This window comes from Azonexus hydrophilus (assembly GCF_001956855.1).
GTDB classification, from domain to species: domain Bacteria; phylum Pseudomonadota; class Gammaproteobacteria; order Burkholderiales; family Rhodocyclaceae; genus Azonexus; species Azonexus hydrophilus_A.
The window spans coordinates 659056-677481 of the sequence record NZ_MTHD01000002.1 but is presented as its reverse complement, the minus strand read 5'-3'; the positions used below and the strand labels follow the sequence as shown (position 1 = coordinate 677481).

The 18426-nt window shown below is 63.3% G+C and carries 17 protein-coding genes and 2 pseudogenes; 12 read left to right on the top strand and 7 right to left on the bottom strand.

The window, feature by feature from the left end; all coding sequences use genetic code 11:
- Nucleotides 1–137: 137 nt before the first annotated feature.
- Nucleotides 138–800 carry a c-type cytochrome gene (locus BJN45_RS07845; protein ID WP_076093703.1) on the top strand — a complete coding sequence of 221 codons (663 nt, stop codon included), beginning with the start codon at nucleotides 138–140 and terminating at the stop codon, nucleotides 798–800.
- An 87-nt stretch (nucleotides 801–887) separates the two neighbouring features.
- Nucleotides 888–2216 (top strand): malonyl-CoA decarboxylase, encoded by a 1329-nt coding sequence (locus BJN45_RS07840; protein ID WP_076093702.1) that lies wholly within the window; start codon nucleotides 888–890, stop codon nucleotides 2214–2216.
- A gap of 63 nt (nucleotides 2217–2279) precedes the next feature.
- Here BJN45_RS07840 and BJN45_RS07835 read toward each other — a convergent pair whose 3' ends face one another.
- Together BJN45_RS07835 and BJN45_RS07830 are read right to left on the bottom strand one after the other, a co-directional pair.
- Nucleotides 2280–2498, bottom strand: a complete 219-nt coding sequence (locus BJN45_RS07835) for a Nif11-like leader peptide family natural product precursor (protein WP_076093700.1) — start codon at nucleotides 2496–2498, stop codon at nucleotides 2280–2282.
- 46 nt (nucleotides 2499–2544) lie between these two features.
- Nucleotides 2545–2826, bottom strand: a complete 282-nt coding sequence (locus BJN45_RS07830; RefSeq protein ID WP_076093698.1) for a DUF6156 family protein — start codon at nucleotides 2824–2826, stop codon at nucleotides 2545–2547.
- 153 nt (nucleotides 2827–2979) lie between these two features.
- Here BJN45_RS07830 and BJN45_RS07825 point away from each other — a divergent pair, with 153 nt between their 5' ends.
- Complete coding sequence (locus tag BJN45_RS07825; protein ID WP_240494520.1) at nucleotides 2980–3588, top strand: YitT family protein; 609 nt, start codon at nucleotides 2980–2982, stop codon at nucleotides 3586–3588.
- A gap of 27 nt (nucleotides 3589–3615) precedes the next feature.
- Here the strand turns inward: BJN45_RS07825 and BJN45_RS07820 are convergent, their stop codons facing one another.
- Complete coding sequence (locus BJN45_RS07820) at nucleotides 3616–3948, bottom strand: DUF2917 domain-containing protein (RefSeq protein WP_076093694.1); 333 nt, start codon at nucleotides 3946–3948, stop codon at nucleotides 3616–3618.
- Between the two features lie 144 nt (nucleotides 3949–4092).
- On the opposite strand from BJN45_RS07820, the gene BJN45_RS07815 reads away from it, so the two are divergent.
- The gene (locus tag BJN45_RS07815; protein WP_076093692.1) at nucleotides 4093–5541 is read left to right on the top strand and encodes a PLP-dependent aminotransferase family protein; all 1449 of its coding nucleotides are present in this window, start codon (nucleotides 4093–4095) and stop codon (nucleotides 5539–5541) included.
- A gap of 77 nt (nucleotides 5542–5618) precedes the next feature.
- Nucleotides 5619–7496, top strand: a complete 1878-nt coding sequence (locus BJN45_RS07810) for a SurA N-terminal domain-containing protein (protein WP_076093690.1) — start codon at nucleotides 5619–5621, stop codon at nucleotides 7494–7496.
- A gap of 119 nt (nucleotides 7497–7615) precedes the next feature.
- Here the strand turns inward: BJN45_RS07810 and BJN45_RS07805 are convergent, their stop codons facing one another.
- The 3 genes from BJN45_RS07805 to BJN45_RS07795 form a co-directional block, all read right to left on the bottom strand.
- Nucleotides 7616–9307 (bottom strand): SulP family inorganic anion transporter, encoded by a 1692-nt coding sequence (locus BJN45_RS07805; protein ID WP_076093688.1) that lies wholly within the window; start codon nucleotides 9305–9307, stop codon nucleotides 7616–7618.
- Nucleotides 9308–9398: 91 nt separating this feature from the next.
- A complete protein-coding gene (gene fabI / locus BJN45_RS07800) occupies nucleotides 9399–10196 on the bottom strand; it encodes an enoyl-ACP reductase FabI (RefSeq protein WP_076093686.1) in 798 nt (265 codons plus the stop codon).
- Between the two features lie 100 nt (nucleotides 10197–10296).
- A complete protein-coding gene (locus BJN45_RS07795; RefSeq protein ID WP_076093684.1) occupies nucleotides 10297–11943 on the bottom strand; it encodes an electron transfer flavoprotein-ubiquinone oxidoreductase in 1647 nt (548 codons plus the stop codon).
- 86 nt (nucleotides 11944–12029) lie between these two features.
- On the opposite strand from BJN45_RS07795, the gene BJN45_RS07790 reads away from it, so the two are divergent.
- Both BJN45_RS07790 and dgt read left to right on the top strand, forming a co-directional pair.
- Nucleotides 12030–12434, top strand: a complete 405-nt coding sequence (locus BJN45_RS07790; RefSeq protein ID WP_076093682.1) for an acyl-CoA thioesterase — start codon at nucleotides 12030–12032, stop codon at nucleotides 12432–12434.
- A 35-nt stretch (nucleotides 12435–12469) separates the two neighbouring features.
- On the top strand, nucleotides 12470–13822 hold the full coding sequence (dgt, locus tag BJN45_RS07785) for a dGTP triphosphohydrolase (protein WP_076093680.1): 1353 nt from the start codon (nucleotides 12470–12472) through the stop codon (nucleotides 13820–13822).
- Here dgt and BJN45_RS07780 read toward each other — a convergent pair whose 3' ends face one another.
- Nucleotides 13823–14128, bottom strand: coding sequence for a hypothetical protein (locus BJN45_RS07780; protein ID WP_076093678.1), 306 nt, complete (start codon nucleotides 14126–14128; stop codon nucleotides 13823–13825).
- An 88-nt stretch (nucleotides 14129–14216) separates the two neighbouring features.
- Between BJN45_RS07780 and BJN45_RS18265 the strand changes: the two are divergent.
- The 5 genes and pseudogenes from BJN45_RS18265 to BJN45_RS07760 all read left to right on the top strand — a co-directional run.
- Nucleotides 14217–15011: pseudogene (locus BJN45_RS18265) on the top strand (PAS domain-containing protein); the annotation flags it as partial.
- Nucleotides 15012–15062: 51 nt separating this feature from the next.
- Nucleotides 15063–15551 (top strand): annotated as a pseudogene (locus tag BJN45_RS18260) (methyl-accepting chemotaxis protein); the annotation flags it as partial.
- A gap of 80 nt (nucleotides 15552–15631) precedes the next feature.
- Nucleotides 15632–16237: a transcriptional repressor LexA gene (gene lexA, locus BJN45_RS07770; protein ID WP_076093674.1), complete on the top strand. Its 606-nt coding sequence runs from the start codon at nucleotides 15632–15634 to the stop codon at nucleotides 16235–16237.
- A complete protein-coding gene (gene imuA, locus BJN45_RS07765; protein ID WP_076093672.1) occupies nucleotides 16234–16947 on the top strand; it encodes a translesion DNA synthesis-associated protein ImuA in 714 nt (237 codons plus the stop codon). The genes lexA and imuA overlap by 4 nt, the downstream gene beginning before the upstream one ends.
- The gene (locus BJN45_RS07760) at nucleotides 16880–18319 is read left to right on the top strand and encodes a Y-family DNA polymerase (RefSeq protein WP_076093670.1); all 1440 of its coding nucleotides are present in this window, start codon (nucleotides 16880–16882) and stop codon (nucleotides 18317–18319) included. The genes imuA and BJN45_RS07760 overlap by 68 nt, the downstream gene beginning before the upstream one ends.
- Nucleotides 18320–18426: the final 107 nt, after the last annotated feature.

Here is an 18426-nt window from a genome sequence, read left to right as displayed (position 1 = left end):
TGGCGGGCGATTGCGCTGCCGGACAGCTTCCGTGCAAATCCCGCCAACCCTTGATTGCCAGCGGTTCTTGATGGATATCAATCATTTTTCCCGAGGGCCACCGATATAATCCGCGCACTGTTTCGGGGGTTGGATTCATGAAGAAAATCAGTGGCTTGTTGTTGATTGCGGCATTCCTTTCCGGTCCGGCCGGGGCGGCCGACATCGATGTCGAAAAGGCAAAGGAAATCTACGGACCCTGTGCCGCCTGTCACGGCCAGTTCGGTGCCGGCGGCAAGCGGGGCGAATACCCGCGCATTGCCGGCCAGCACGCTCGCTACACCTACGAGCAACTGAAGAACTTCCAGAGCCAGCATCGTCTCAACCTGCCGATGTTCCCCTATACCAAGGAGCGGGAACTGCCGGACGAAGACATGAAACTGGTTGCCGAATGGCTGGCAACCGTCGAACTGCCGACGCAGATGCCGACCTTCAAGGGCGACGAGGATGCGCTGACCCGGCTGAACATGGTCGAGAAGGTGATGATCGTGCCGCGTGCCGAGGGTGACATCGAGGCTGGCGGCAAGGTGTACCAGGAGCATTGCGGTGGCTGCCACGGTCGCCAGGGCAAGGGCCGCGGCCTGTTCCCGATGCTGGCCGGCCAATACACCAGCTACCTGCAGAAGCAGATCGATGCCTACCTGCGCGCCGAGCGGCCGCACGAGGAGGAAGTGGTACAAGATGGCATTCTTTACCAGCTTAAGCCGGATGACATCCGCAATATCCTGGCCTATCTGACGACGCTGCAGAATACCGACTGAGGCCCTTTCCACCAGCTTCTCCGGCACCCGGGGGGACTGACGCCGGTGACCATCTCGGGCACAATGCCGGCTGAGGAGGAAAGGACCATGACAAACGACAGCCTGGTCGGCAGACTGCGTTCATTGATTGCCCCGGACGAACGCCGTTCGGCGCTGACCGCCAAGGGACTGGAGCGCCTGCGGGCGCAGTTGCGCGAATGTGCGGCCGGGCAGGGCGGTGAGGTCTCGGCAAGGACGCGCGCCGCGCGTCTGGCGGAAACCTATCTGGGGCTTGACGATGCCGGGCGCCAGCAATTCCTCAAACTGATCGCGCTGGAGTTCGGCCCCGATCCGGCGAAAGTGGCCGCTGCGCACGCCGATTACCAGGCGGCCGTCGGTACGCCGGGACAGTGGAAGGCGGAAGCGGCGCTGCGCACCGCGATGCGCTCGACGCGCATCCGCATCATGACCCAGTTCAACGCGATCCCGCAGGGCGTCAAGTTCCTGGTCGATCTGCGCGCCGATCTGCTGCGCTACCTGGCAGACGACCGCGAACTGGCAGTGCTCGACCGGGAACTGGAATCGCGGCTGAATGCCTGGTTCGATGTCGGCTTCCTCGAATTGCAGCGGCTGACCTGGAATTCGCCAGCAGCGCTGCTGGAAAAACTGATCGAATACGAGGCGGTGCATGCCATCCAGTCATGGACCGACCTGAAGAATCGCCTCGATTCCGACCGCCGGCTCTACGCCTTCTTTCATCCGCGCATGCCGGCCGAACCACTGATTTTCGTCGAGGTGGCGCTGACCGACCATCTGGCCGGCAACGTCCAGGAACTACTCGACGTGCATGCGCCATTGTTCGACCATCGCAAGGCCGACACGGCCATCTTCTATTCCATTTCCAGCACCCAGGTCGGGCTGCGCGGCGTATCTTTCGGCAGCTTCCTGCTGAAACGGGTGATCGACGACCTGAAACGGGATTTTCCCAAGCTCGACAAGTTCGCCACGCTGTCGCCGATTCCGGCGCTGGCCAGCTGGCTGCGCCACAATCCGCAGGCGCTCGGTGAAGCGGGCATCGATTTTTCGCTGGCCCAGCTGGCGAGCGGCGAATGGGCAAACGACCGCGAAATCGCCCGCCAGTTGCGCGATCCGCTGACCCGCCTGGCCGCCCGTTATCTGACTTCTGCCAAACGCGGCGGGCAGGAAGACGGGCCACCCTACGATCCGGTCTCGCGTTTCCATCTTGGCAACGGCGCGCGCATCGAGCATCTGAATTATCTTGCCGACACCTCGGCCAAGGGGTTCGCCCAATCATTCGGGCTGATGGTCAATTACCGCTACCAGCTGGAAGACCTGGAGGGCAACCTGGAAGCCTTTGCCAGCAGTGGCCGCATTGCCATGTCCTCGGCGATCCGTCGCCTGGCGCGTGTGCAGTAAGCACCAGTGCGGAAACGATCGAGGCCGGACAGGCCGGCCTCGATCAGCGCAAGGTGGCGTACTTCAGACGCGCAGCAGTGCCTTGACCAGACGTTCCGACAACTGGTCTTCGGTGAATTGCGGTTCGTTGGGCGGGTAGAGCGAGTTTTCCTCGATTTCGAACCCGTGTTCCTGGGCCAGTGCGCGCAGTTCCTTGATCTTCAGGCAGGCACGTAGCTGTTCGCCGAGCGCGGAATCGGTTCTGGCTTTATCGGAAAAGGCCTTGATGGGGACGATCGACATCGGTAGTTCTCCTGGTCAACGTTGTTGTAAAAGGGATGGAGGGAGTTCAGGCGGGGTAATCGATGATCTGCGGTTCGTCGCTGCCGTCGTCGATTTCGGCACGGGCCAGGCGGCCGTCCGGGTGATAGCTGTAGCAGTGGCGGAACTCTGTCTCGCCGTAGACGATCTTTTCACAGCAGCACAGTTGTCCGGCGTTGTCGTAGGTGGCGCGGAAATAGGTGTTGCGGTTGCCCATGTCGGCGGCTGCCAGTTCGCCGACGAGCTTGAGGGGTAGCTTGACACCGCTGTAGCTGGTGAAATGGCGGCAGTTTTCAGTGGGCGCTGACATGTTGGTCTCGCTGAGTGTTGGATGAGTCGGGAGCGTGTGGCGGGCTTGTCGTGTTGACGACAGGAAACCCGCGTTTTTCCGGCGTTGCAGGCGGTAAAGCAATTCCGGGGCCAAATCGTGGCGCCCGGGTGCGCAATGTTTTCAGGAGGTAGCGTGAAGCAGGAACATGTGACCCGTCACAGTCTTTTCGAGGACGCCCAGGCGCTGCTGGTGGCGCCGATGTTTGTCGCCTTTGCGGTGATGCTTTTCCAGCATGCCGGCTTGTTGACCGGCGGTACGGTCGGCTTGGCCTTTCTGGTTCACTACGTTTACCAGTGGCCGATGGCCTGGGTGCTGTTCCTGGTGAACCTGCCGTTCTACATCTTTGCCTGGCGGGCGATGGGGATGGTGTTCACCGTCAAGACCTTCTTCTGCGTCGGTCTGCTGGCGATCTATACCGCGGTATTGCCCGAGGTGATTGTCCTGCAGTCGGTGGACCGGTTGTTCGCCGCCGTCATGGGCGGTTTTCTGGTCGGTGTCGGCTTGCTGATGATCATCCGGCACAAGGCCAGTCTAGGTGGTCTCGGCGTGCTGGCGCTGTATCTGCAGAACACCCGCGGCTGGCCGGCGGGCAAGGTGCAGATGGTGGCCGATGTATTGATCCTGGCTGCCGGCCTGTACATCCGCGATCCACTGACGGTCGGCTTGTCGATTGTCGGCGCGTTCGCGCTCAATCTGGTGCTGGCGGCCAACCACAAGGCTGGTCGCTACATGGGGACGTGAACGGCCGGGATGCCCCGGCCGTGGGTGTCAGGCCGTCAGCCGTCCGGAGGCGGCGCTGACGGTGGTGATGGCGTGACGCATCTTGCCGGCCAGACCGGCCAGTGCCCGGGCAATGCGTGCGCCGGTGCTGCGCTCGAAGCGCACGCGGGCGTCGCCGCCGATGCTTTCGATGACGATGCGGCCGGTGCTGCGAATCCGGTGGGTTTCACCCGAAGCCAGCACGATGTCGCCGGCTTCGCCGGTAATCGTCATCCACAACACGCCCTTGGTGCAGCGCACGGCAATGCCTGGCGCATCCGACAGCCGCAGCGGGCAGTGTTCCCGCAAATAAAGCTCACCATCACCCAGATCGATTTTCATGTGCGTCTCCTTTCATGTCGCATGCACAGTTTAGGGGCGCAGCAAAGAATGATACAGTCACACAAAAACAAAATTGTGATCATTACAGTTCGTTGTGCTGGTGACTGTACTGGTTGGTTTGAATGACAACTGTATTGGTGCCTCATGTCCGCAGAACCGCTTCGTTACGAAAAACTGGCCGGTGAACTGGCCGGCCTGATCGCCGGTGGCGTCCTCAACCAGGGCGAACGCCTGCCGTCGGTCCGACGCCTGGCGCAGGAGCGCCGGTTGTCCGTGTCCACCGTGGTGCAGGCCATGCGTCAGCTGGAAGAGCGCGGTCTGGTCGAAGCCCGGCCGCAATCCGGCTACTTCGTCCGGCCGGCGCAGATGCAGCGCAGCGAACCGCAGGCCCGGTCAACGCCGGATTCGCCGATGCCGGTGGATATCTCCGAGCGTCTGGTGCATGTCCTGGAGGCCGGCGCGCGTCCTGGCGTGGCACCGCTGTCAGCGGCCCTGCCGGCCAACGAACTGCTGCCGATCGCTGCCTTGCACCGGCTCTATGCCGGCGTTGCGCGGCGTCATCCGCACCTGCTGGAATCCGGCAGCCACGTGCATATGGATCAGCCGGCGCTGGTTCGGCAACTGGTACGTCGCTCGCTGGCCTGGGGCGGGCCGTTGCCGGCCGAGGAATTCATCATCGTCAATTCCTGCACCGAAGCGCTCAATCTCTGCCTGCGCGCCGTCACCCGGCCGGGCGACACGGTGGCGGTGGAATCGCCGGCCTATTACCTGATGCTGCAGTTACTGGAGACGCTCGGCCTGAAGGCGCTGGAGATTCCCTGCGATCCACGTACCGGCATGTCGGTCGAGGCGCTTGAGTTGGCGACACGCAACGGTGGCGTCGCCGCCTGTCTGCTTGTTGCCAACGGCAGCAACCCGCTGGGCAGCCTGATGCCGGACGACAAAAAACGCCGTCTGGCGACGTTGACCGCAGCACGCGGCATTCCAGTGATCGAGGACGACATCTACGGCGATCTCCATCTCGGCAACGACCGGCCATGGCCGGTGAAGGCCTTCGACAAGACCGGCAACGTGATGCTGTGTTCGTCCTTCTCCAAATGCCTGTCGCCATCGCTGCGCATCGGCTTCGTTGCAGCTGGCCGACATCGGCGGGCGGTGGCGCTGCAAAAGACGATTACCAGCGGCGGTACCAATCCGCTGACCCAGATGGTGCTCGCCGAATATCTTGAATCCGGTGCCGTCGACCGCCATCTGCGGCAATTGCGCCGGTGCTACCGGCTGCAGGTGGAAGCGATGCAGGCCGCAGTCTCGCGCTACTTTCCGGCGGCCACGCGGATTGCCCAGCCGCAGGCTGGCTATGTGCTGTGGATCGAACTGCCGGAACATATCGATACCACGCAACTGCACGCCAAGGCGCTGCGCGAGCGGCTGTCCTACGTGCCCGGGGAGCTGTTCTCGCCGAGTGGCATGTACCGCAATTGCCTGCGTCTGAACTGCGGCAACCCGCATACGCCGGAGATCGACGATGCCATACGCCGTCTGGGATTGATATTTGGTGGCGGTGAAGCGGTAGCGGAAGCGGGCAGGGGATGAGCAACTACGGTATGATTGCCCCTTTTTGGGCAAGCTTCGCCTTGCCATTCTGAACGCATTCGAAGGATTTTCTGTTCATGTTCGACGCAATCCGCAACAACAAGAAGATCGTCCAGGTATTCCTGGTGCTGATCGCGCTTCCTTTTGCCTTCTTCGGCCTCGAGTCCTACGTCAGCAGTGACGGCGTCGGCGCCGATGTCGCCAAGGTCGGGGAGATCAAGATTTCCCAGCAGGAGTTCCAGCAGAGCATGCGCGAACAGCAGGAGCGCCTGCGTAGCCAGCTGGGGCAGGTCGATCCGAAAATGCTCGACAACCCGGAATTCCGCAAGGCCATCCTTGACGATCTGATCGACCAGCGCCTGCTCGCCATGGAAGCCGGCAAGCGCCGCCTGTTCGCCAATGACGAGACGGTACGGCGCACGATTGGTGCGATCGAAGCCTTCCAGCAGGATGGCCAGTTTTCGAACGAACGCTACGAAGCGCTGCTGCGTGCCCAGGGCATGTCGCCGGCCGGTTTCGAGGCGCAGGTGCGTCAGGATCTGACCCTGCAGCAACTGGCAGGAACCATCGGCCAGACCGGCATGCTGTCGCGGACCGTCAGCGAGCGCATCCTGGCCCTGCAGACCGAGCAGCGTGAAGTCCAGGAAATCCGCCTGCCGCTTGAGGATTACCTCGGCAAGGTCAAGCTGGCCGACGATGCTGCACGCAAGTTCTACGATGAAAACAGCAAGCAGTTCGAAACGCCGGATCAGGCCCGTGCCGAATTCATCGTGCTGTCGCTCGACCGCATGGATGCCAAGGTCAGCGATGAAGAGATCAAGTCCTGGTACGACGGCCACAAGGAACGCTACCAGCAGCCGGAAGAGCGTCGGGCCAGCCATATCCTGATTGCCTCGGAAAGCGTCGGCAAGGACAAGGCAAAAGCGAAGGCCGAGGAACTCCTGCAGGAAATCCGCAAGAAGCCGGCCGCGTTCGGCGACCTCGCCAAAAAACACTCCGATGATCCGGGTTCGGCAGCGCAGGCCGGCGACCTCGGTTTCTTCGGTCGCGGCATGATGGTCAAACCCTTCGAGGATGCGGCCTTCACCATGAAGGAAGGCGATATCTCCGAGGTTGTCGAGTCGGATTTCGGCTTCCACATCATCAAGCTGGTGGCCGTCCGTGCTGCCAAGGAAAAGCCGCTAGCCGAAGTGCGCGGCGATATCGAAGCCGAACTGAAGACTTCCGCTGCCGCCCGCAAGTTTGCCGAAGCGGCAGAAGCCTTCAGCAACATGGTGTATGAACAGTCCGACAGCCTGCAACCGGCCGCCGAGCAGTTCAAGCTGAAGATCGAGCAGAGTGGCTGGCTGGGGCGTCAGGCAAATCCGGCCAATGGCCCGCTGGCCAACGCCAAGTTGCTGGAAGCCCTGTTCTCGGATGATTCGGTCAAGAACAAGCGCAATACCGAGGCCGTCGAAATCGCCCCGAACACACTGGTCTCGGCCCGTATTGTCGAATACAAGCCGGCTGCACTGCAGCCTTTCGAAGGGCTGAAGCCGACCATCGAGAAACTGCTGGTCAGCCAGGAAGCCATGAAGCTGGCCAAGGCTGATGGCGAAGCTCGCCTGGCCGCGCTCAAGGGTGGCGACGACAAGCTTTCCTGGGGCAGCGCCAAGCGCGTTTCCCGCATGGATGCACGCCTGTTGCCGCCGCCGGCGGTGCAACCGGTATTTCGTATGGACACCGCCAAATTGCCGTCCTACGCAGGTATCGAACTGGCTGGTGCCGGCTACGCCCTGTACCGTCTGAACAAGGTGGAAGCCGGCGAGAAGCTTGATGACGTCCGTCGCCAGGGACTGATCGGCCAGTTGCGCACCCTGGCCGCCCAGGAAGAAGTGCAGTTGTATCTGAATGCCTTGCGTGGCCGCTACAAGGTGGAGATCAACGACAAGGCCCTGAACGGCAGCGAACGCTGAAAGTGATCCCGTCATTGCGAGCGCAGCGCGGCAATCCAGCGCCTTGACCAAGCAGGCTTCTGGGTGACAGCGGAACGACAGCAAGAAAGCGGGGGAACCACCCCCGCTTTTTTTCGCCCTCAGTCGTGGCTCAGGGCTTCGTAGCCATCATTGACCGACAGGAAGACCTGACCCGATAGTTCGTTCCACAGGGGCGTGCCGGTCAGGCGATCCTGCACCGGCCCCTTGACCTCGGCCAGATGCAGGCGGATGTGGCGGCCGGCGAGTTCCCGGTTGAGGTCGCTGAGGACTTCCATGGCCGTTGTGTCGACGCGATTGACGGCGCTCATGATGAGGACCACATCGCGGGTGTCGCCGGCTTTTTCCAGTTCGCCGGCCAGGCGGGATTCGACGGCGTCGAGGTTGCCGAAGAACAGGCTTTCGTCGATGCGCAGGAAAATCACGCCGGGAATGGTCTCGACCTCGTAGCGTTCGACATTGCGGAAATGCTCGCTGTGCGGAATGCGCCCGATGACGGCGATGTGCGGGGTGCTGGTGCGATAGACCAGGGTCGCCAGCGAGAACAGGATGCCGAGTCCGATACCGGCTTCCAGGCCGAGCAGGAAGACACCGCTGGCCGTGCCCAGCGCCGCGATACCGTCGGCCCGGTCGTAATCCCAGGCCTGGCGCAGGGCACGCAGGTCGATCATGCTGATGGCGGCGACGATGATGCTGGCGGCCAGCACGGCCAGCGGCAGGCGGGCGAACAGGGGCGCAGCGCCGGCCACGATGGCGAGCATGGCAAGGGCCGAGATGATGCTGGCCAGCGGCGTTTGTGCCCCGGCAGCGACGTTGACCGCAGAACGCGAGACGCCGCCACCGACCGGCATGCCGCCATAGAAGGCGGAGACCACGTTGGCGCTGCCCAGGCCGACCAGTTCGGCGTTGGCGTCGATGCGCTCGCGCCGCCGGATGGCCAGCGCCTGGGCCATCGATATGTTCTGCACCATGCCGATCAGCGCCATCAGCAGGATCGGCAGGGCCAGCAACTTGAGTTCGGCAAACGCCGGCAGGAACAGGTTCAGGCCGGGCAGGCCTTCGACGATGCTGCCGACCACGGCCACGCCGTGTCGATGATCCAGGTTCCAGCCAATGACGGCGGCGGTGCCGGCGAGCACCACGAACAGCGGCACCAGGCGGACAATCATTGCGGTCGACGCGGGTTTCAGGCCAATTTTGCCCAGCAGTCCGGTCAGCCCGAGGCGAGAAAAGGCGAGCACGGCGATGGCGGTCAGGCCGATCAGCGTGCCGGCATCGATCCGGCCCTGGGTGAAAAGTGCGCTGATGACATGCCAGGCATCGCTGCCGGCAGGCGTCATGCCGAACAGGTATTTCAGCTGACTGAAGACGATCAGCACCGCCGAACCGGAAATGAAGCCGGCGATGACCGGCCGGCTCAGCAACTGGGCCAGGAAACCCAGGCGCAGCAGGCCGCAGGCGAGCAGCAGCAGTCCGGAACCGAGCGCCAGTGTTGCGGCCAGCACAAGGTATTCAGGCGAGCCGGGCGCGGCGATCGGGGCCAGCATTGAATACGTCATGATCGAGGTGATCGCCACCGGGCCGACCGCCTGGACCATGCTGCTGCCGAACAGCGCGTAGGCGATGACTGGGAAGATCGAGACGTACAGCCCGATCTGCGGCGGCAGGCCGGCGAGCAGGGCGTAGGCGAGGCTCTGCGGAATGACCAGGATGGTGACGATGACCCCGGCCAGCACATCGCTGCCCAGGTGCTGGCGCGGATAGGGTGAGGCCCAGTGGGGCAGCAGGCGCATCAGGCAATCCTTTCGCCAAAGAAAAACGCCGACCGGGAAGAGCCGGGTCGGCGTTTTTTGCTGTTTTTGCGGGTCGACCGCAAAATTTCGATCAGGCCGGCAGCGGGTCGGCGTTGCCGAGGGCGACGGTGTTCATGCCGCCATCGACATAGGTGATTTCGCCGGTGATGCCGCTGGCCAGGTCGGACAGCATGAAGGCGGCGACATTGCCGACTTCATCGATGGTCACGTTGCGACGCAGCGGTGCATTGTGCGAGTTGTAGGCCAGCAGCTTGCCGAAGTTGCCGATGCCGGAGGCCGCCAGGGTCTTGATCGGGCCAGCGGAAATGGCGTTGGCGCGGATGCCTTCAGGGCCGAGGCAGAATGCCAGGTAGCGCGTGGCGGCTTCCAGGCTGGCCTTGGCCAGGCCCATGGTGTTGTAGTTCGGCATCGTGCGTTCGGCGCCGAGGTAGGACAGTGCCAGCGCCGCACTCTTGCGCCCCTGCATCATCGGCCGTGCAGCCTTGACCAGTGCCGGGTAGCTGTACGACGAAATTTCGTGGGCGATGCGGAAGGCGTCGCGGGTGATGCCGTCGAGGAAATCGCCCTCGATGGCTTCGGTCGGTGCATAGGCGATCGAATGGACCAGGCCGTCGAGGCCGTCCCAGCGCTTGCCGAGTTCGACGAAGAGGTTGGTGATCTGTTCATCGCTGCTGACATCGACCGGAATGGTGATGTCGCTGCCGAATTCGGCGGCGAATTTCTTGATGCGGTCTTCGAAACGCTCGTTCTGATAGGTGAAGGCCAGCTGCGCGCCTTCGCGGTGGCAGGCCTTGGCAATGCCGTAGGCGATGGAATGCTTGGACAGCAGACCGGTGATCAGAATCTTCTTGTCGGCGAGAAAGCCCATGTGTTGTTCTCCCTAGGGGGTTTAGCCGCGAGATTATAAACCGAGAATGGCCGATTCGCCGCGTCGAATCGGCCGCGAATCGCCATTGCCCGGCAGGGCGCTACATGTTCGGGTAAGTCGGCCCCTCGCCACCTTGCGGCACGACCCAGTTGATGTTCTGTGTCGGGTCCTTTATGTCACAGGTCTTGCAATGCACACAGTTCTGCGCATTGATCTGCAGCCGGGCATTGCGGCCATCCTCGTCGCGCAGGATCTCGTAGACACCGGCCGGGCAGTAGCGCTGCTCCGGTGCGTCGTAGGTTGCCAGGTTGACCGTGATGGCTACTGCGGGGTCCTTGAGTTGCAGGTGGCAGGGCTGGTCTTCCTCGTGATTGGTTGCCGACAGGAAAACCGAGGACAGACGGTCAAAAGTGATGACGCCGTCGGGTTTCGGGTAGGCAATCGGCGCAAATTCGGCCGCCGGTCTGAGCTTGGCATGGTCCGGCGTCGTGTGGCGCAGCGTCCATGGGGCCTTGCCGCGCAGCAGCAGCTGGTCGATGCCGAACATCAGCGAGCCCAGCCACAGACCTTTGCTCATCCACGGCTTGAAATTGCGGGCGCGGTGCAGTTCCTCGTACAGCCAGCTCTGGCGGAAGGCTTCCGGATAGGCGACCAGTTCGTCGCGCTGGCGACTGCCGCTCAGTGCTTCGAAACAGGCTTCGGCCGCCAGTGCTCCGGTCTTGATCGCGCAGTGCGAGCCCTTGATGCGGGCGGCGTTGAGGAAGCCGGCATCGTCGCCGACCAGCACGCCACCGGGGAAAGTGGTTTTCGGTAGCGACTGCAGGCCGCCGGCGGTCAGCGCCCGGGCGCCGTAGGCAATGCGCTTGCCGCCTTCGAGGAATTTGCGAATTTCCGGGTGCGTCTTGAAGCGCTGGAATTCCTCGTAGGGCGACAGGTGCGGATTTTCGTAGCCGAGGCCGACGACGAAGCCGATGGCGATCTGGTTGTTTTCCAGGTGGTAGAGGAAACCGCCGCCGTAGGTATCGGGCTGCATCGGCCAGCCGCCGCTGTGGATGACCAGGCCGGTCTGGTGCTTGGACGGGTCGATTTCCCAGAGTTCCTTGAGGCCGATGCCGTAGGTTTGCGGATCGGCATCCTTGTTCAGGTCGAAATGCGCGATCAACTGTTTGCCGAGGTGGCCGCGGCAGCCTTCGGCGAAGAAGCTGTATTTGCCGTGCAGTTCCATGCCGGGCTGAAAGTTCGGGCCTTCCGAACCATCGTGCAGGCGGCCCATGTCGCCGGTGGCGACACCCTTGACCGCGCCGTTCTCGTCGAACAGCACTTCGCTGCCGGCAAAACCGGGGTAAATCTCGACACCGAGCGCTTCCGCCTGCTCGCCGAGCCAGCGACAGACGTTGCCGAGCGAGATGACGTAATTGCCCTCGTTGTGGAAACAGCCGGGGAGCAGGGCGTTCGGTACCTGCGTCGCACCGGTTTCCGACAGGATCAGGAAGCGATCCTCGCTGACCGGCGCGTTGAGCGGGGCGCCGTCGGCTTTCCAGTTGGGCAGCAGTTCATCGAGCGCACGCGGGTCGATGACGGCGCCGGACAGGATGTGGGCGCCGATCTCGGCACCTTTCTCGATCAGGCAGACGGAAATGTCGCTGCCGTGTTCCGTTGCCAGTTGTTTCAGGCGGATTGCCGAGGCGAGTCCGGCCGGTCCTCCACCGACCACGACCACGTCGAATTCCATGGCTTCGCGTTCCATGATGTCTCCTTGATTATTGTGAGCTTATTTTCAATACGGTACAGTATGGAAAAACTTTCATCAACCCTTTTTCAAACGATCGTTTCATGGACCACCGCAAAAAGCTCATCCACACTACAAACATGCCCATCCGCTGGGGTGACATGGATGCCTACGGGCACGTCAACAACACCGTCTATTTCCGTTACATGGAGCAGGCGCGGGTCGAATGGATCGAGGACATGAAGGTCCAGGTCCGGCCGGGCGGCGACGGGCCGGTGATCGTCAATGCCAGCTGTACCTTCCTGATGCCGATGAACTATCCGGGAACGGTTGAAGTGCGGACTTATGTCGGTGCGGTGGGGCGCTCCAGTTGCCAGACCTATGTCGACATGCTGATCGACGGCACGCTGTACGCCGAGGGCGCGGCCAAGGTGGTGTGGATGAATACGCAGACCGGGAAATCGGTACCGCTGCCGGATCACGTGCGGGCATTGCTCGAAGCGGAGTAAACTCGGCGCCCATCAAAAGCGCATGCGGAACGGCCATGGATAAGCGGAAAGTCTGGGAAAAACTGTTGTCGAGCGAGCGCCTGGGCGCCGGCAAGGCGCCGGGCACGGCCGAGCGTACGGCTTTCCAGCAGGATTACGACCGTATCGTGTTCACCTCGGCCTTTCGCCGGCTGAAGGACAAGACGCAGGTCTTCCCGCTGTCCAAGAGCGATTACATCCGGACCCGCCTGACACACAGCCTGGAGGCCAGTTGCGTCGGTCGTTCGCTCGGCGCCGTGGTCGGCCGCGAGATCATCGCCCGGCACGGACTGAAGGATGTCGAATCGGGCGATTTCGGCGCCATCGTCGCTGCTGCCTGTCTGGCGCACGATATCGGCAATCCGCCGTTCGGCCACGCCGGTGAGGATGCGATCCGCGAATGGTTCCGCATTTCCGGCCTGCTCGAACGCCATGATTTCACGCCGGCACAGAAGGCGGATTTCGAGAAATACGAGGGTAACGCGCAGGGCTTCCGCATCGTCTCGCGCTTGCAGAGCCCGGCCAACCCGGGCGGGCTGCAACTGACCAGCGCGGTATTGGCGACCTTCACGAAATATCCGCGGCCTTCTGCGGTCGACAGTGAATTACCGGGAAAAAGCGGCAAGAAATTCGGCTTCTTCCAGCAGGACATGGACAACTTCCGCCGCGTCGCCCGTTCGACCGGTCTGGTCGAGCGCATCCCCGACACCGCCTGGCGCCGGCACCCGCTGGCTTTTCTGGTCGAAGTGGCGGACGACACCTGTTACCTGATCGTCGATCTGGAAGATGCGGCGCGCCTGGGTTTCGTCCCGTACAAGGATGCCGAATGCCTGCTCGCCGATCTGGCCGGCAATACCATCAACGGCGGTCGCCTGGATCGCCTGCACGATCCCAAGGAAAGGCTGGAATACCTGCGCGCCAAGGCCATCGGCCGGCTGCTGGAGAATGCAGCCGGCGTTTTCCTGGAAAACGAGGATGCCATTCTTGACGGCAGTTTCGACGAAGAACTGCTTGATCAGTCGCCGGTCGGCGTGCCGCTGCAGGCCGTGCTGAAGATTGCCAAGGAAACCATCTACACCGCACGGCCGGCGCTGGAAATCGAAACCGCCGGTTTCGAGGTGCTTGGCGCCTTGCTGGCGCTGTTTGCCAATACTGTGGAAGCGGCCGCCGACGTCCCCGGAACGCGCATGACAACCCGCGAGCGCATGCTGCTGAAGCTGCTGCCGGTCCAGTTTCTCGGCCATGGCGGCACGCCCGATGCTGATCCCTACGTGCGTTTGCTGCAGGTGGCCGATTTCGTCGCCGGCATGACCGATTCCTACGCGGTCGACATGTACCGCAAGCTCAAGGGCTACGCGCTGCCGACCTGATCAGTCGAAGATGGCGATGAATTCTGCCCGGGCCTTGGCCAGCTCGGCATGTGCGGCGGGATCGCTGAGGCGCTCGCTGGTCCGGTAGAAACGGTCGAAAGCAGCGAGCACCGCCGCCTTGTTCACCCGTTCACGACCGGCCGCCTTGTTTCCCGGTGCCGGCTGATCAAGCGGCGTGAGCACGGCGTAGCGGGGAATGACCTGCTGCCCGCCCTGGTCCGACGAGGCGGTGAGCGGGCCGGTCTTGACGAAGATTTTTCCGTCGTACTCGAAACGGTCGCCGATGGCGAGATGCTGGAGTTTCATGTGGGGTCCTGTTGCGGTCGACGGCGGATATTAGCCGATTTTCCGGCTGGAAAAAACGCGGATCGCTTATTGTTTTTGGTACTATTTGATGAATTGGTCAATTCAAGGAACTGGCATGTTTGGTAACAAATACCGGCAGCAGGTCGCCGAACTCGAAGCGAGCCTGGCCGAATGCCGTGCTGTTCAGACAGCCCTGGGGCAGTCGATGGCCGTCATCGAGTTGACGCCCGACGGCATCGTCATCGACGCCAACGAAAATTTCTGCCGGACGATGGGCTACGCGCTGGCCGAACTCAAGGGGCAGCATCACCGTACGCTGTGCGATCCGGCGTACGCGGCCAAACCTGAATACGCAGCTTTCTGGGCAGCCCTGCGGCGCGGCGATTTCTCGCGTGGGACGATCAGCCGGCGCCACCGCGACGGCCGCGAAATCTGGCTGGAGGCGACCTACAACCCGGTCCGCGACGCCGCCGGACAGGTGATCAAGGTGATCAAGTTTGCCACCGATGTCAGCGAACAGGTGATTGAGGCGGCGAGCCAGCGGGCGATGGTCGATGCAATCGAGCGCTCGATGGCAGTCATCGAGTTCCGCACCGACGGCACTATCCTGCGCGCCAACGAAAATTTCTGCCGTACCATGGGCTATTCGGCGGCCGAAGTTGTCGGCCGACACCACCGCATTTTCTGCGCAGACAGCCTAGCGCGCAGTCCGGAATACGCCCAGTTCTGGGCTCGTCTGGCGCGTGGCGAATTCTGCGCCGGACAGTACGCCCGGCTGGATCGCCAGCAGCGCGAAATCTGGCTGGAAGCGAGCTACAACCCGGTATTCGGGCCGGATGGTCAGGTCGTCAAGGTGGTCAAGTTCGCTACCGATGTCAGCGAACGCGTCCGTCGTAATCTCGCCGAGCGTGAAGGCGCCGAGACTGCCTACCAGGTGGCGCTGGAAACGCGGGAAATCTCGCAGTCCGGCGAAGGCATCATTCTCAATACTGTCGCCAAGATGCAGCGCATTGCAGGCATTGTCGACGAATCGGCAACGCTGGTGGCCGTACTCGGCGAGCAGACTGTGAGCATTTCGTCGATCGTAGATACGATCCGCGAGATCGCCGACCAGACCAATCTGCTGGCGCTCAACGCGGCGATCGAGGCGGCGCGTGCCGGCGAATCCGGGCGTGGTTTCGCGGTGGTCGCCGACGAGGTACGCAAGCTGGCCGAACGCACTGGCAAGTCGACCGGCGAAATCGCGACGATGATCCGCACCATTCAGCAGGAAGCAGGTTCGGTCAGCACCAGCATGAACAACGGTCTGGCTGAGGTGCGCGCTGGCGTTGAATTGGCCAATAATGCCGGTGAAGCGATCAAGCTGATGCGAGATGGGGCGACGCGGGTGGTTGATGTCGTTCAGGCGTTTTCGAACACGATTCACGATTGATTGACGGCAGGCTTGCTTATTTCTGGTAACTGTACAAAAATACAGTCATCAGAAATTGCCGGAGCCCGGCCATGAAGCTCACCCCGCGTCAGCAAGAAATTCTCGATTTCATCAGGAACACCGTCGAGGTACTCGGTGCGCCGCCGACCCGCGCGGAAATCGCCACCGCCTTCGGCTTTGCCTCGGCCAATGCCGCCGAGGACCACCTCAAGGCACTGGCCAAGAAGGGCGCGATCAACCTTGAACCCGGCTCGGCGCGCGGCATCCGTCTGGTCGAACAACTCGGTCTGCCGCTGATCGGCAGCGTCGCCGCCGGTTCGCCCATCCTCGCCGTCGAGAACGTGCAGGGGCGCTACAACTTCGACGCCGGCCTGTTCAATCCGCGCGCCGATTTCCTGCTCAAGGTGCGCGGCCTGTCGATGATCGACGCCGGCATCTTCGACGGTGACCTGATCGCCGTGCATAAAACGAATCAGGCGCGCGATGGCGAGATTGTTGTTGCCCGCATTGATGAGGAAGTCACCGTCAAGCGCCTGGAACGCGGCAAGAACCAGATCCGCCTGATCGCCGAGAACCCGGATTTCGAGCCCATCGTGATAAACCCGGGCGAAGTCGAATTCGCCATCGAGGGTGTTGCTGTCGGCCTGATCCGCGGAGCCATTTCGAAACTCTCATGAGCGCGCAGCCGTCGCCGGTAAATTTGGCGGCGGTCCTGGCGCGCGGCGACATCTGGCGCGGCGACGCCTTGCCCGGCCTGCCGGCCGGCACCATTGCCAGCGGCCATGCCGAACTCGACGCCGAACTGCCGGGTGGCGGCTGGCCGCGCGGAAATCTCACCGAAATCCTGGTAGACCGCAGCGGCGTCGGCGAAATCAGTCTGCTGCTGCCGGCGCTGGCCCGCTTGTCGGGTGAGGGCGGTCTGCTGGCACTGGTGGCGCCGCCCTGGCTGCCGCATGCGCCGGCCTGGGCCGCAGCCGGCGTGGCGCCGGAGCGCCTGCTGGTGATCCAGCCCGGCAAACAGGGCGCCTGGTGTGTCGAACAATTGCTCAGATGCGGTGGCTTTGCCGGCCTGCTCGCCTGGCCGGACGCTGGCATCGATGCGCGGGCATTGCGCCGCCTGCAGGTGGCGGCTGAGGGGCAATCGGTTTTTGCCGTTTTGTGGCGGTCGACCGCAGATGCCGCCACGCCGTCGCCGGCACCGCTGCGTCTGACCCTGACCGCCGGCGCCGACCGGTTGGCGTTGCGCATCCTGAAGCGGCGCGGCCGGCCGGCATCGCGCCTGTTGCAGATCGACATTCCCCGACCGGGAAGGAACAAGCGTGTTGTGGCTGGCCCTGCATTTTCCCCTGCTGACGCTGGAAGCCCTGCCGCTGCGGCAGTCGCCTAGCGCGGTTACAGCACGCGGGCGCATCCTGACCGCCGACCCGGTAGCCGCCGAAGCCGGCGTTTTGCCCGGGCAGAAGCTGTCGACCGCGCTCGGCCTGTTGCCCGGCTTGCGCGTCTGCGAGCGCGATCCGGCGCGCGAAGTCCGGGCGCTCGCCGATCTCGCCTGCTGGGCCGGGCGCTTCACGCCGACCGTCAGCCTAGCGCCGCCGGCCGGGCTGTTGCTCGAAATTGGCGGCTGTCGACGCTTGTTCGGCGGCATCGAAGCCATCGTCGCGGCCGTGCTCGACGGCTGCCGGGCACAAGGCTGGAGCGCCGACTGGGCAGTCGCGCCGACGCCGCTCGGCGCCCGCTGGCTGGCCCGCGCCGGCGCTGCCTGCACGGTCGAAACGATAGCCGCGTTGCACCCGGCGCTCGCCGCCTTGCCGTGCACCGTGCCCGACTGGCCGGCCGAAATTGCCGCCCGGCTTGACTCCTTCGGCCTGCGCCATCTCGGCGAGCTGATCGCGCAACCGGCCGCCACTCTGCGCCGGCGCATCGGCAACGGCCCGGTCGACGACCTGCTGCGCGCCCGTGGCGAAATTCCCGATCCGCAGCGGGCCTTTATCTTCCCCGAACGCTTCGCCGCCGGGCTGGAACTGCCGTCGCGCGTCGAATTCGCCGAAGGCCTGGCCTTCGCCGCGCAGCGCCTGTTCGCCGCACTGGCCGGCTGGCTGCAGGTCCGCCAGTCGCTGCTGCGCGCTTGCACGCTGCACCTGACCCACGACGACGGCTCGACCAGCGCACTGTCGCTGCGTTTCGGCGAAGCCTGCGCCGACGAAGGGCGGTTCATGCGCCTGTTGCGCGAACACCTCGGCCGCCTGCAACTGGCAGCGCCGGTCGAGACGCTGCGTCTGACCGCCGACGAAGTCATTGCCCGTCCTGGCGCCAGCGCCGGCCTGTTCGACCAGGCGGCAAGCGGCGAGGGGGCAGCCGCCTGCATCGAACGCCTGCGCGCCCGGCTCGGTGACGACGCCGTGCGCAGCCTGGCGCTGCACGCCGACCACCGCCCGGAATGCGCCACGCGGGCCGGCGATCCGGCGAGCATTTTTGTTGAAAACCCCACGTTGACCGCAACATTTGCTGCGCCGCGTCCACTCTGGCTGCTGCCGACGCCGCAGCCGCTGGCCGAACGCGCCGACGGCCCGCACTGGCACGGCCCGCTGCAACTCGTCACCCGCGGCGAGCGGCTGGAAAGTGGCTGGTGGGACAGCGGTGAAACGGGGGCAAGCGGCGACATCCGCCGTGACTACTTCGTCGCCCGCAATGCCCAGGGGCAGTGGACCTGGATTTTTCGTGATGCACAGGGCTGGTATGTGCACGGGGTGTTCGCCTGAATGGCGCAAGCTTCCATTGCCAGGGAGGGCATGTCCGGAATTTTGTATAAACGGGGTTTGGGTTAAAGGTTAAAGCCGAGTTCTAAAAAGATAATGGCTGCACAATC